This is a genomic window from Novipirellula herctigrandis, assembly GCA_007859835.1.
Lineage (GTDB): Bacteria > Planctomycetota > Planctomycetia > Pirellulales > Pirellulaceae > Novipirellula_A > Novipirellula_A herctigrandis.
The window spans coordinates 71,481-84,097 of record SJPJ01000001.1 but is presented as its reverse complement, the minus strand read 5'-3'; the positions used below and the strand labels follow the sequence as shown (position 1 = coordinate 84,097).

Genomic DNA, 12,617 nt, shown 5'->3' with positions numbered 1-12,617 from the left:
CACCGGCATCAGCCGCAAGCCAGTGTTGTGACGCCAAGGCCCAACACCAGCATACCGATCGTCGTTGATCGGATAACGGCCGGGATCACCGGGGACGAGCGGAACGGCACCCACTTGCAAACGCGCTGCCGAGTCCTCCGCGTGCATCCCATGGTTCGTTGGTGTTTTTGCAGCGATTTTAGAGCGACCATCGCCCCAAGCCGATCAATAATTGTACCGTCCGTGTTGCCGAGTGCCAAATTCGCCACGATTCTGCGATGTGTTCTATTGTTCGTCGGGCATCGAAGTGTCGCTACTATCGTTGGCGTCGGAGTACGGCATCAATCGTCTCGGCGGCGATCCGTCACGTTCAGAGTCGAGAGGGCCGTCAATGCGAAACATCAGTTGGGTGAGCCAGCCGGACCGGCAGCAAAGGAATAGCCCAAATGCCAGTGCGACCGCGCCGGAAAACCATCCGAACGCTTCAGGCGGCTCTAGTAGAAATTGTTCGGAATATCGTCCAGCGAGAAAAGCCCAAACAAATGCGGACACTGCTCGAAACATCAGCCACAGGCCAAGAAGTTTACAGGCCACGTTAAAGAGCGAGCGTTCGGTCATCTAGCGTCAACGTGCGAATGAGATTTGTTACGATCCCATTCGGTGAGGGGTAACCGATATTGGCTTGCGTCGTGATGAAAAGGAAACGATGACGTTCACTTTATCCAACGAACGACCCGCATCACCGGGCCGGGAAAGTTGATTGTCCATTCGTGAAAGCTCGCAAGCCCGGCTCCGTGTGCATGCGATGGTTACCCGCCGTTTTGGATCCTTGGCGACACGAGCAATTTTGTCTAGCCACCGTAGAATGAAACACTACGGGAAAAGGAATGGGTAGTCGATCCGTCGTCATCGAGCGTTTCAACGGTATCGATTACATTCCCGTCACCGTCGATTTCAAATTCCTCACAACTTCCGTGTGGCGCTTTCCCGGTTTCGCCGGTCTTGCTGTGGATCCATATATCGAGCAAGAACGTGTCGATGCACAGCATGGTTTGTGAGCCGTGGTGTCGCTGACTCACCGTGTAGTGTGTGTATGGTCCAGCAGTCAAATGTGCATCAACCCAGCGTGCGACACTGGCGGAGAATCCAGCGCAGAGCAGCACGGCTTCTAGTTTAGGTTCAGGCAGGCGCCCAGAGATAGCAAATGAAAGTGAAGTCATAGGAGTGAGCCGGTAAGCCGGCAGCGGTTCCAAATCAGTCGGGTAACGGTAGGGTTCAGCGGGACGGGCCGTGTAAACTTAGAACTGCCAGCACGCCTGACGCCCGTCTCCGTTGCAACCCATGGTTATTGGATTGCGGCTTGGGTCACATGACGTTTCGCGAAAGATACATCACGTCGTCTTTGAAGTATACACGAGTCTGCCCGCCGTTCGATGCGGACTCGGTAGCGAATGCCGCATCAGGTTCAGTAAAGTGTAACACTTTCTCGTCGAACCGTTGGAGTGACGACTCATATTCGGTCATAGGAACGGGGTAATCCGCCACCCAGGCGTCAAAGGCGTCGCGAGACATTGAGTAGGACGCATAAAGATGGCCGAAACTGGGTTCGTAAGTCAAGCACCCCGTCGCGGGAACGTAATTGTTGTGCGATTGGTGTAGCTCCACAAAGCGATCGTGGTGAAAGAACTTCGCCCCCGTGTAGGTCAGGACCGCCCAGGCGACGAATGCCATCAGCACGAGTTTCGCAAGTCGGACACGCTTGAACACGCGGACGAGTCCAGTCGAAAATACTGCGACCAGTAAAGCAAGCTTTGCGATACTGAAGAACGCATTGAGGTAGGCTTCACCAAGTCCCATGTAAGCTTCGCCTAGTGCCATATCAATTTCAACTCAAGTCCAATAACGGCGGGGTTGACCGGGGCCGAGCGAAAGATCAACCATTTCAAAAGAAGCTTTTCGAGGCCTCCGCGTCCAACCCATGGTTCGTCAGATCGAAAGCCAACCTTCTCGAATCAAATCTGATCGCTCGATTGCCTCGCCACCATTGGCAGTTAACAAGGCTCGCAAGACGCTAGGTGGAATCTGGGGGTTCACATGAAAGACGGAACCATCAGCGAATCCTACAAGAGGCCAAATATCAGTTGCGCTGGAGATTCCGGCTTTGTCTACGTCGTTGATCTGTAGCGACATGCCGTCGAAATACAAGTCTTCGGGTTGTGACCAATAGGAAGTAAGCTCATGGGACTGAACGATGAGGATTGTGTTCTCGAGACCGTCACTGAATTCAGAAAATGAACGGGATTTGCCTATTGGCCAGGCTGTTTGGTTTCCAACAACGGCGAAGAAGTGGCAATAGCTTGATGAAACATCTTCGGAGGGCTCGCAGCGAAACATGAACGCAAAGTCGATTGGACCATCGTAGGGGCCAATTGAATTCACTCCAAGCTCATAAGTCGGAATTCCTTCGACATGCACGTCGAGGCCTTTCGCTAGGCGTATATTGAACGGCCCATCCCAAGGCTCATCCCAACGGTACACTCGAGGCAAATTTGTCAACCAAGGAACAATGGTTGTGCGCCAACTGTGAACCCGAACACCTTCGTCGTTGAAAATCGCAACGTGCGGAATCTGGCCATATGTTCCGTGATAGTTATGGATTCCATTGAGCATACGCTCAAGGCAACTGGCGTTAGTCATTACATGAGACGCCTGTCGACTCACGCGGAGGGTTTCGCCCAGTATGATAACAACCACTGCTGCGAACGTGACGCCAATCAAGACAAAGGCAATGCGTTTACTACGTCTGATGGTGTCTCTCATGACGAACGGTGGTGATCAGCGGGGACGGGCGAAAGACTTGCAAGCAGACGAGAAAACGGACCACCCGTCCTCCGTTGCATCACATGGTTATCGCACGGATTTGGGTTAAACGCCGATCGCGTCACCATGATGTATCAATCGACCGAGCACCGTCAGTTTAGCCTTCGGCCCCTTCGGTGACAGCTGTCCGTTCCCTAGAAGTATCAGTTTAACGAGGTCCCAATTTGAAAGCAACAAACGATGTTGTGGACCAAAACGGACGAAAAGGGATCATCAACAGCGCACCGATAGCAGAACACAAATCGCCCGGAGTGTGATAACGTCACCGTTCACCGGGCCGCGGCAAACGACATTGATTTGAGAATCCGCGCGGCCGCGGCTTCCGTGTGCAACGGATGGTTATCCGTGGTGAATTTAGGTGGAAGGTGGAATGCCAGTTTACGTTCCAAAGCAAGACCGAGCAAGCCGATGGTAACCGGAGATTGCTCGCGCAAGCCATCAGGACGTTCCGTCGTCGAGCAACGAATGTCGCCCGAGCACGCCGATGGTCGGTGCGAGGAGGCTCGCGCAAGCCATCAGGAGATTGGAAGGTCGAACCAGAAAAGTTGTCCGAGGGAATGGTTCGTCGGGTATATCGTTCACCGGCATCAGCCGCAAGCCAGTGTTGTGACGCCAAGGCCCAACACCAGCATACCGATCGGCGTTGATCGGATAACGGCTGGGTTCACCGGGCACGAACGAAAAACTAACCACTGGCCACCCGCCCGAATGAGTGCTCCGTGTGCAACCCTTTGTTATCCGTCCGTATCAAGGTACTCGATCCGCATCGGACCACCCTTCATCAATCCCTCGGGTTCCGCGATGACAGCCTGCAAACCGGTCAACGTCTGAAAACGTGTCAATGTCTCACCAAAAGACCGACGAACAAACGAAGATAGGTCCGTTGTGATCAGAATTGGGCGGAAGCCATCCGCATCGTGGACCACGACCTGCAATTCCGAGTTCGCGTCACCATGAGAGTCGCGCATACAAAGCCCCAAGAGACAGTGAACTGATCCAAAATCAAACGTTTCTTGGTTTGCGAGGACAGATAGGGTTCTTCGTCGTCGATCAAATTCGAGTTGAGGGCTATGCCGTTGCAAGAATTGTAAATGAAGCCTGTGTGCAATGACTGGACCAGCGGTCGCGATCAGTCCAATACCACCAAATAAGAGCCATCTTGCGGGACCAAGTTCGGCTCCCATGTTCAGCGTGATGGCAAAGTATAAGAATGCAGCGTAGAAGGCAGAAATAATGCCAGCCATTACCATGAGCGGTAACCAAGTCGACTCCGGTGGGGCAAGCCTGACGTTGTCGCCATCGTCGTCGATAACCAAAGCGAAACCGTTAGAGTAGAAATTGCCAAGCAAGCGAAGGTCGTCTGTCGATAGTTGAGGATCTTCCATCATTCAGATCGGATAACGGTGGTGATCAGCGGGGACGGGCGAAAGACTTGCAAGCAGACGAGAAAACGAACCACCCGTCCTCCGTTGCATCACATGGTTATCGCACGGATTTGGGTTAAACGCCGATCGAGTCACCATCATGAATCAATCGACCGAACACCGTCAGTTTAGCCTTCGGCCCCTTCGGTGACGGTTGTTCGTTCCCTAGCAGTATCAGTTTAACGAGGTCCCAATTTGAAAGCAACAAACGACGTTGTCGGACCAAACGGTTGCCAGCGGATCATCGACAACGCACCGATAGCAGAGCACAAATCGCCCGGAGTGTGATAACGGTAGGGTTTTGCGGGCGGCGGCAATTGACTTGCAAGCAAACAGAAACGGCGACCACCGCCGCTCCGTCAACAACCCATGGTTATCCGTCGTATTGGGTGCCGGATGTATTGCGAATAAAGAACGGCCCAACCCCGCGAGCGTTCTCGTGAGTTGTAATGTATAGCCAATCGTAGGTTGCGGGAAAGATGTACGTGTCGTTGCATGGGTGCGTGTCGGATAGCGTGATCTCTCGTGGGCAAAGCCAAAGCATGTCAAATTGTTCGTCGTGAACATAGAGTTCGGTATCATTGCAGTCATCGAACGCGGCCTTGGCATCAGTTGTGGTCAAGGCGGTTTGGTAGCCAAAGGTGTACGCGTGCCAGAGAAAGCCGCGGTATCGGTATGTGCCCGTTTGGAGCTTCACATCGGAGAAAAATGTTCGCAGCATCCTTGCAAGGACATCGCGAAAAATGCGGCCTTCGAGTCGGTATTCGTCCGGTGGGTATTCACGCAGCGGGTGCATTGATCCGAATCGGATAACGTCCGGGTTCACCGGGCCGCGGCGAACGACTAAACATTGAAAGCCGCGCGGCCCGCGGCTCCGTGTGCAACCCATTGTTATCTGGCATTTAGATCGTCTGCGGTGCCACGAATTGCCGGGCCACATTGGACGGGCAAATTGTCGAGCACAAGTGAAACTGCGAATTCCGGATCGCCAGCACCCAATATTTTACCCGCCTGTCGACCAACAGTGAACAGGCCGTCGGCGGGCGTGACGTGAGGGCAATCATACGAAAATGGATAGCCCGTACAGCGGCTGAAGCAAAATGTAGAGTGACTCGTGTAAGGAAATAGCTGGCGTAGCGATGGTTGTTGGGCCGCCAATACTATGAACGGCATAAGTTCACGCAGATACGGATCAGCGTTCGACAAATACGAATTCCATCGGTGATCAACCTCGCCGCCGATATCGTATATGTGCGCAGTTTCGACGAGGGAAATGCACGGCAACTGACCGATTTCACCCACGGTTTTTGAGTCGGCGATCCAGTCGTTCATTGCAGTGGTCATTTCGTCGATGTTTGATGTGCGTCCGTTGCCATACATGACGCCGTCGCGCCAAATGTCGAACAGGAACTGGCGCTCTTCGGCGGCAACATAGACTTGGGAAAACCGATTGCCACGTTCAACCCGCGCGTAAGTCGGAAAACGCGATTCTGATATGCCGGTCGCTGTCAGTTGCGAAGCGTTTGCATCGAGGGAGTTCTGAACTGCGGCAACGAGGCCACCAGCGTCAATGACGTCCGAATAGTGTTTGTGTTTAATGGGCAGGTCAGCCATTGTTCTGCCAGATAACGGTACGGATCAGCGGGGACCGGGAGTTGACTATCCATTCGTGAAAACGAACCACCGGTCCTCCGTTGCATCCGATGGTTACCCGAAATCCCGGCCATTTGAATGTCAATTCCGTGGAAGTAATCACGGCCGAGCAAGTCACCACGGAAAGCATCAGTGTATCAAATCAGTGTCGAATAAAACAGTTGCTGGGCAGGCATCTGCGTAACGCCGAAAGACCGAAGCAGCGACGTTAGGCTAGCCAAGGTTCCAGCCAAACGCCGTCGTGGATTCGCGTTGGCCAACGGGTAATTTAGACGAGCAATTTTCAAACAACGCTTTTGACGTTGGCGTTCGGATCGCGTTGTCGAAACGAGATCATCAAACAGGATCGATGTTGTAGGTCGATACGATCTTCATGTTACGTCGGGTAACGGCTGGGTTCACCGGGCACGAACGAAAAACTAACCACTGGCCACCCGCCCGAATGAGTGCTCCGTGTGCAACCCTTTGTTATCCGTCCGTATCAAGGTACTCGATCCGCATCGGACCACCCTTCATCAATCCCTCGGGTTCCGCGATGACAGCCTGCAAACCGGTCAACGTCTGAAAACGTGTCAATGTCTCACCAAAAGACCGACGAACAAACGAAGATAGGTCCGTTGTGATCAGAATTGGGCGGAAGCCATCCGCATCGTGGACCACGACCTGCAATTCCGAGTTCGCGTCACCATGAGAGTCGCGCATACAAAGCCCCAAGAGACAGTGAACTGATCCAAAATCAAACGTTTCTTGGTTTGCGAGGACAGATAGGGTTCTTCGTCGTCGATCAAATTCGAGTTGAGGGCTATGCCGTTGCAAGAATTGTAAATGAAGCCTGTGTGCAATGACTGGACCAGCGGTCGCGATCAGTCCAATACCACCAAATAAGAGCCATCTTGCGGGACCAAGTTCGGCTCCCATGTTCAGCGTGATGGCAAAGTATAAGAATGCAGCGTAGAAGGCAGAAATAATGCCAGCCATTACCATGAGCGGTAACCAAGTCGACTCCGGTGGGGCAAGCCTGACGTTGTCGCCATCGTCGTCGATAACCAAAGCGAAACCGTTAGAGTAGAAATTGCCAAGCAAGCGAAGGTCGTCTGTCGATAGTTGAGGATCTTCCATCATTCAGATCGGATAACGGCAACGTTCACCGGGCCGCGGCGAAAGACATGCAAGCAGAAAAAGCCGCGCGGCCCGCGGCTCCGTGTGCAACGTATTGTTATGTCGCGAGCTTACCAATACGAGGCCAGTTATTGAGGATCGTGACAGATGGCCACTCAAAAAGTGTCAAATATCGGAGAATTCAAGAACATGAACCCCGAGAGTTGTGAATCAGCAAGTGAGAATTCATGATCGGCAATTTGTTCCGTTTGATACAGGCCCAGCAGGTAGCCCAGAGCCAAGCAATTGAATGCTCGCCACGAGCGTAAAGCATCGCCATGCCCTGAAAGCGACTCGTCGGACAATTCGTTGTGACAACGATCATCAATGAAGCGTTGTTGCTCAGCAGACCAGTCAAAGCCGACGGCAGTCTGGGCGAAGCCATAGCGGGCGAAGTCGGACGGATCTAAATGACGATTGGCCTGCCGTCGAATTTCCTCACAGGAATCGGCGAAATCATCAAGGAGAGATTGGAACTCGTACGGCAAGTTAGTCATCGAGAAGGGTCAGCACTTCTTGTTCATTGGTTTTAGCGACATAACGTCACCGGTCAGCGAGATCCGGCGATTGATTTTGTGATGGCCTAGTTACTAACCACCGGATCTTCGTTGCACCGGATGGTTATCCGCTATTGTACGGTCAGTCAGGTTACCACCAAGTCCGTTCGATGATAGCGACGTTTTGTTCCGCATCCACCCATACATTTGCAACGTACTCGACATCGGCGTCCGGATAGGAATAGATCGAATCCACGTTCTGGAGCGGAAACCAAGGAACCGGGTCGGGCACGGTCCCAGTGAAAGTCGGCACTTCGTCGTCACCCGAGTATGGTTCTAAGCCAAATGTGTCAATTACACGTTGCAGCGCATCGTCGTCATCGTATCGGAAGGAACCAAGATAAAGTGGGTCGATGCCCGGGTCGTGAGTGTATTTGTTGATCCAGGTAATGCCGTTGCCATCAAGTATCTTTTCCCACGGTGGAAAGCCCTCTCGATTCGGCGAAATCAGCGGAACGCCGCTGCATGCAGTGAGAACTGCAAGTGTCGCAAATATCAGAACAAGCCTAGATATGCGTTGGAGCGTCATTCTTAAGGTCGGATAACGGCGGTGATCAGCGGGGACGGGCGAACGACTTGCAAGCAGACGAGAAAACGGACCACCCGTCCTCCGTTGAATCACATGGTTACCCGCCATTACGGTCTCGGGGGTGATATTGAGCATTCAGCACAGCGGCAAAGTTCGATGCGAGTTCGGCTACGGGTTTCTCGAATCCCGGTGCGGAGCCAACTACGACATTCCCAACGGCGGAACCGTCGTTTTTGTCAGTGTATTCCCAGAATTCAAAGTCGAGATATCCGATCACCTGTTTGCCGCTTGAAATGCCCCGACAGGTATTGCCTCTTCGTAATTCGATCACTTGGCCATTGGCGGGATTACGGCCGTATTGCGGCGGTCCTTTCACAAGTTCCGGACGCGAACCAATGAAGGTAACCCAGTCGGTGTCAACGATCGCGGGCGTGCCGTCGACTTTGCGTTCGATTGATCCGATGGGGCGGAAGCCGGGTGTCATTTCAACTCTGCGAGTTGTCGTGTAGGTACGTCGAATCAAGTCGGGTAACGTCACCGTTCACCGGGCCGCGGCAAACGACATTGATTTCAGAATCCGCGCGGCCCGCGGCTCCGTGTGCAACGGATGGTTATCCGTCCGTATGAATCGGGCGTCCGCCGAGCATTAAACCATGCGAGTGGAAAACAACAACGGAACATCGCGAGTCAGTATACAGGACTAGCCGCGCGAGCAGGAAACAATGACGGAACGTCACCACGATTGGCAGGGCATTGCATGCGTCAGCGGTTTAGCAGAATCAAAACGGGAATTATGATTAACGCGAGCGTTTGTAAGGTCATCACAAACCAGTACGGCCCTGGGCTCTTGGAGCGTTCAACAAGAGAGTCGTCGCCAGACCATCCAGCAAAAGCAACACCGGTCCAGAGTTGCAGTACGTAGGTCGCAAACGCGGAAATCGCAAGGATCGCAGGAACGTAGTCAGCAATCATGGAGTGTAGGCGGCATTTACGGAGGCGGCTAATTTGAGTTGCGCGGTGGATTTCGGGTGCGCCGAGTCGGATAACGGTACGCGTCAGCGGGGACGGGCGAAAGACTTGCAAGCAGATCGAAACGCATGCCACCCGTCCTCCGTTGCACGCGATGGTTATCCGCCGTCCGATGCAATTCGGTTGGCGGTGAATTTGCGATCAAGATCCAAGTCGACGATCTCCGGGAGAACTGCGTGTATCTTTACATGGGCCTCGACACGATCGGACTGCATGCTCTCGATCCTGACCTCTGCGGTAGATGGAGGGTCACGATCAGTCATCCAATCCATCGACGGTTTTCCGTATAGAAATACAGTGAATTCGCCTGTCCGCAAGGCGGAAAACTTGTGGTTATCAGAAACCGCAATCGCGGTGCGATCCGCCGGCACAGGTGAAAAAGTGTAGGTTTGGCCGACCTCAACCTTGTGTGGAAGTTGGAAGCCGATTCGGTAGTATCCAGCGCCATCGAACGTGCGAGTATCAAACGCCCCGGTCTCAAGGTAAAGGCATGTACCAAGGCCCCAAACAACATCGTGATACTCAAAGGCACCATTGTATATCTGATCAGTGATGCAAATTGAGTCATCGTACCATCTGTAGTCATTTGTTCGCCGAATTGGATCCCGCCCCACCGTCGCTTTCCAAGCGGCCAACGCAATTGCCGAAATGGCAACTAGGCCTCAATCAAGCGACTGCTAAGTCGCGAATATTTTATAAAACTCGAAAACCCTTGGCGTTTTACGCGTCTATTGGAGGTTACTAAGACTTCAATCCACGCACGCTACAAGGGGTTTCGAGTGAACATCAGGGTACGTCAACAACTGCGAAAACGCAAACGGAGATTATTACGCAGAATTTCAGTCCAGCATGGAGCGTGGAAATCGCCCATGATTCGTCCTTCCACCACGAAACTCGAACTCGCCGAGAAACAGCAGGCGGTCTCCTGCGGCGGTATCGCAGTGATCCTCGAACTGATCAAGAAGCTTGGTCTGCGGAAGGAACTCAATCGTTCGGCAAAGGTATTCAAGCTCCACCTGCCCTACGACGAAACTGACCACATTCTCAACATTGCCCTGAACCTGCTCGCCGGTGGAACGTGCTTGGATCACATCGAACAACGACGCAACGACGAAGCCTATCTCGATGCACTCGGTGCGGAGCGCATACCCGACCCGACTACTGCTGGAGATTTCTGCCGGAGATTCAGTCACCTCAAGCTGCTCATGGTCATGCAGGCAGTCAATCGCGTTCGGCAAACCGTTTGGAAGCAGCAAGAGGACAGCTTTCTCGATTGCGCCACGATCGAAGCAGACGGAACGATGGTGGAAACAAGCGGTGAAAAGAAATCCGGCATCGGCATCAACTACAAAGGCCAATGGGGCTACCATCCGCTGGTCGTCACGCTCGCGGAAACTCAGGAGCTGCTTTACCTGCACAATCGTAGCGGCAATCGTACCAGCGAGGAAGACTCCGCATTTTTCTATGACTTGGCGATCCAACAATGCACACAGGCGGGCTTTCGAAAGATCGTTCTTCGTGGCGATACGGCCTTCTCGTCGACGGAGCACTTGGATCGCTGGGACAACTCAGGTGTGAAGTTCATTCTTGGCTATTCCGCTCATCGGAACCTCTGCCGCATCGCTGATTCGCTTGCAAAAACCGCATGGAAACGGCTTGACCGTTCGAGGCGAAGCACGCCGGACAAGGCAGAGCGTGCCTGCCGTCCGAACGAGAGAGAACGAATCGTCCAGACCAATGGCTACAAGAATCAACGACTTACCGGAGAGAGTTACGCTGAATTCGAGTATTGTCCCACCGCATGCGAGAAGACTTATCGAATGATCGTTGTTCGCAAAGACATTGATGTAACCAGTGGGCAACAGCTACTGTTCTCCGAAGAGCGATACTTCTTTTATATCACCAATGAAACAGCAGGAACTTTGCCAGCGAGGGAAGTGATTCGCGGCAGCAACCAGCGTTGCGACCAAGAAAACACGATCAGCCAATTGAAAGCCTGTGGAGCCTTGACCGCTCCGCTGGATAACCTTGAAAGCAACATGGCGTACATGCTGTTCGCCTCCTTGGCTTGGACGTTGAAGATTTGGAGCGGGTTGCTGGTTCAAGTCAAGGGCAACGAAAGTCAGAAACGTGTTCGCCGGGAAGCTCGCAACCGAATTATTCGGATGGAATTCTGGACGTATTTGAATTCGCTGATCCTTCTTCCCGCTCAAATCATCCGTTCGTCACGGCAGCGCGTCTTCCGGTTGTTAACCTATCGCCCTACGGTGGACCTACTGATGACCCTACACGATCACATCCGCAAGCCACTGCGATGTTGACGACTCAGCACCAACGAAGCCGAGGTCTGGACGTCTCGGTACCGCTCAAACGCCTAACTCAAAGAACACGAGCCATGCGAAGATCAAGATCGAAAATCAAAAAGCCTGGCCACCGGTCTGCTCGCATCGCACAAGCGAAAAACCCGAAAACGTCACGCGTGGATCGCTTGATTGAGGACTAGGACGATCAACGAGAGCAGGCCGAATTTGAGACGCATAGCCTTCAGTCGGATAACGGTACGGATCAGCGGGGACCGGGAATTGAGTATCCATTCGGGAAAACTGACCACCGGTCCTCCGTTGCATCCGATGGTTATCACACGGATGTGGGTAAAACGCCGATCGAGTCACCATGATGAATCGATCGACCGAGCACCGTCCGTTTAGCCTTCGGCCCCTTCGGTGACGGTTGTCCGTTTCCTAGCAGTATCAGTTTAACGAGGTCCCAAGTTGAAAGCAACAAACGACGTTGTCGGACCAAACGGTTGCCAGCGGATCATCGACAGCGCACCGATAGCAGAGCACAAATCGCCCGGAGTGTGATAACGGTAGGGTTCAGCGGGGCCGCGCGAACGACTCACCACTTCAATAACGTAAACTCGCGGCCTCCGTTGCAACCCATGGTTCGTCGCCGTTCTCTCCGCGTCTTGAATTACCAGAAGTCGTTAGAGTAGCGTATCCAGCTATCTATTTCCGGCTTCTTAGGACGTTGCGAAAAAACAAAATAGAATGGCTCAGGTCCGACTTGATCATCAATCCAAGAGATCGTCATGTCGGGGATTCGCCAGGGCATCGAATCATCGAGGGGTCGCACGGCCCCGATAAGTTCGTACTTGGCCTTAGTTTTGACGAGTACCCACGCATATCGTTCATCGCTCTGAAACGGTGATTTGCGAGTACCGTCTTTGACGATTTCGAGTTGTGCTGATTTGGCAATCTCCAGATCGCGTCGAAGTGAACGCTCAAGATCCTCGTTGGAGAAAATCCATGCAAACGTGATTGCCGACACTGCGAGGAGGAGTAGCAGTGATGCGAGTCGAAATTGGAAAGGTTTGCGCATAGAACGCACTCATGCAGCAATTGCCGA

The 12,617-nt window shown here is 53.0% G+C and carries 16 protein-coding genes; 1 reads left to right on the top strand and 15 read right to left on the bottom strand.

The features are described 5' to 3' along the window. Positions 1–264: 264 nt before the first annotated feature. From CA13_RS00345 to CA13_RS00285, 13 genes are all read right to left on the bottom strand, one after another. On the bottom strand, positions 265–543 hold the full coding sequence (locus tag CA13_RS00345) for a hypothetical protein (RefSeq protein WP_146393626.1): 279 nt from the start codon (positions 541–543) through the stop codon (positions 265–267). A gap of 287 nt (positions 544–830) precedes the next feature. Beyond that, the gene (locus CA13_RS00340) at positions 831–1,199 is read right to left on the bottom strand and encodes a hypothetical protein (protein ID WP_146393740.1); all 369 of its coding nucleotides are present in this window, start codon (positions 1,197–1,199) and stop codon (positions 831–833) included. A gap of 145 nt (positions 1,200–1,344) precedes the next feature. Beyond that, a complete protein-coding gene (locus CA13_RS00335; RefSeq protein WP_419193751.1) occupies positions 1,345–1,857 on the bottom strand; it encodes a hypothetical protein in 513 nt (170 codons plus the stop codon). Positions 1,858–1,965: 108 nt separating this feature from the next. After that, positions 1,966–2,799, bottom strand: a complete 834-nt coding sequence (locus CA13_RS00330) for a hypothetical protein (RefSeq protein WP_146393738.1) — start codon at positions 2,797–2,799, stop codon at positions 1,966–1,968. Positions 2,800–3,593: 794 nt separating this feature from the next. Continuing rightward, positions 3,594–4,247 carry a hypothetical protein gene (locus CA13_RS00325; protein WP_419193749.1) on the bottom strand — a complete coding sequence of 218 codons (654 nt, stop codon included), beginning with the start codon at positions 4,245–4,247 and terminating at the stop codon, positions 3,594–3,596. Between the two features lie 409 nt (positions 4,248–4,656). Then, positions 4,657–5,079, bottom strand: a complete 423-nt coding sequence (locus CA13_RS00320; RefSeq protein WP_419193750.1) for a DUF4275 family protein — start codon at positions 5,077–5,079, stop codon at positions 4,657–4,659. Between the two features lie 95 nt (positions 5,080–5,174). After that, the gene (locus CA13_RS00315) at positions 5,175–5,897 is read right to left on the bottom strand and encodes a DUF6193 family natural product biosynthesis protein (RefSeq protein ID WP_146393733.1); all 723 of its coding nucleotides are present in this window, start codon (positions 5,895–5,897) and stop codon (positions 5,175–5,177) included. A gap of 507 nt (positions 5,898–6,404) precedes the next feature. Beyond that, positions 6,405–7,058 carry a hypothetical protein gene (locus CA13_RS00310; protein WP_419193749.1) on the bottom strand — a complete coding sequence of 218 codons (654 nt, stop codon included), beginning with the start codon at positions 7,056–7,058 and terminating at the stop codon, positions 6,405–6,407. Between the two features lie 152 nt (positions 7,059–7,210). Further along, a complete protein-coding gene (locus tag CA13_RS00305) occupies positions 7,211–7,591 on the bottom strand; it encodes a hypothetical protein (RefSeq protein ID WP_146393731.1) in 381 nt (126 codons plus the stop codon). Positions 7,592–7,742: 151 nt separating this feature from the next. Further along, a complete protein-coding gene (locus tag CA13_RS00300) occupies positions 7,743–8,315 on the bottom strand; it encodes a hypothetical protein (RefSeq protein ID WP_146393729.1) in 573 nt (190 codons plus the stop codon). Continuing rightward, a complete protein-coding gene (locus CA13_RS00295; RefSeq protein ID WP_146393727.1) occupies positions 8,278–8,664 on the bottom strand; it encodes a hypothetical protein in 387 nt (128 codons plus the stop codon). Before CA13_RS00295 ends, CA13_RS00300 begins: the two co-directional genes overlap by 38 nt. A gap of 278 nt (positions 8,665–8,942) precedes the next feature. Beyond that, positions 8,943–9,152, bottom strand: coding sequence for a hypothetical protein (locus CA13_RS00290; RefSeq protein WP_146393725.1), 210 nt, complete (start codon positions 9,150–9,152; stop codon positions 8,943–8,945). Positions 9,153–9,307: 155 nt separating this feature from the next. Then, positions 9,308–9,823 (bottom strand): hypothetical protein, encoded by a 516-nt coding sequence (locus CA13_RS00285; RefSeq protein ID WP_146393723.1) that lies wholly within the window; start codon positions 9,821–9,823, stop codon positions 9,308–9,310. A 255-nt stretch (positions 9,824–10,078) separates the two neighbouring features. On the opposite strand from CA13_RS00285, the gene CA13_RS00280 reads away from it, so the two are divergent. Then, complete coding sequence (locus tag CA13_RS00280) at positions 10,079–11,530, top strand: IS1380 family transposase (RefSeq protein ID WP_146393721.1); 1,452 nt, start codon at positions 10,079–10,081, stop codon at positions 11,528–11,530. A 96-nt stretch (positions 11,531–11,626) separates the two neighbouring features. Here the strand turns inward: CA13_RS00280 and CA13_RS00275 are convergent, their stop codons facing one another. After that, positions 11,627–11,836, bottom strand: a complete 210-nt coding sequence (locus tag CA13_RS00275; protein ID WP_146393717.1) for a hypothetical protein — start codon at positions 11,834–11,836, stop codon at positions 11,627–11,629. A 346-nt stretch (positions 11,837–12,182) separates the two neighbouring features. Further along, positions 12,183–12,590, bottom strand: a complete 408-nt coding sequence (locus tag CA13_RS00270; RefSeq protein ID WP_146393628.1) for a hypothetical protein — start codon at positions 12,588–12,590, stop codon at positions 12,183–12,185. Positions 12,591–12,617: the final 27 nt, after the last annotated feature.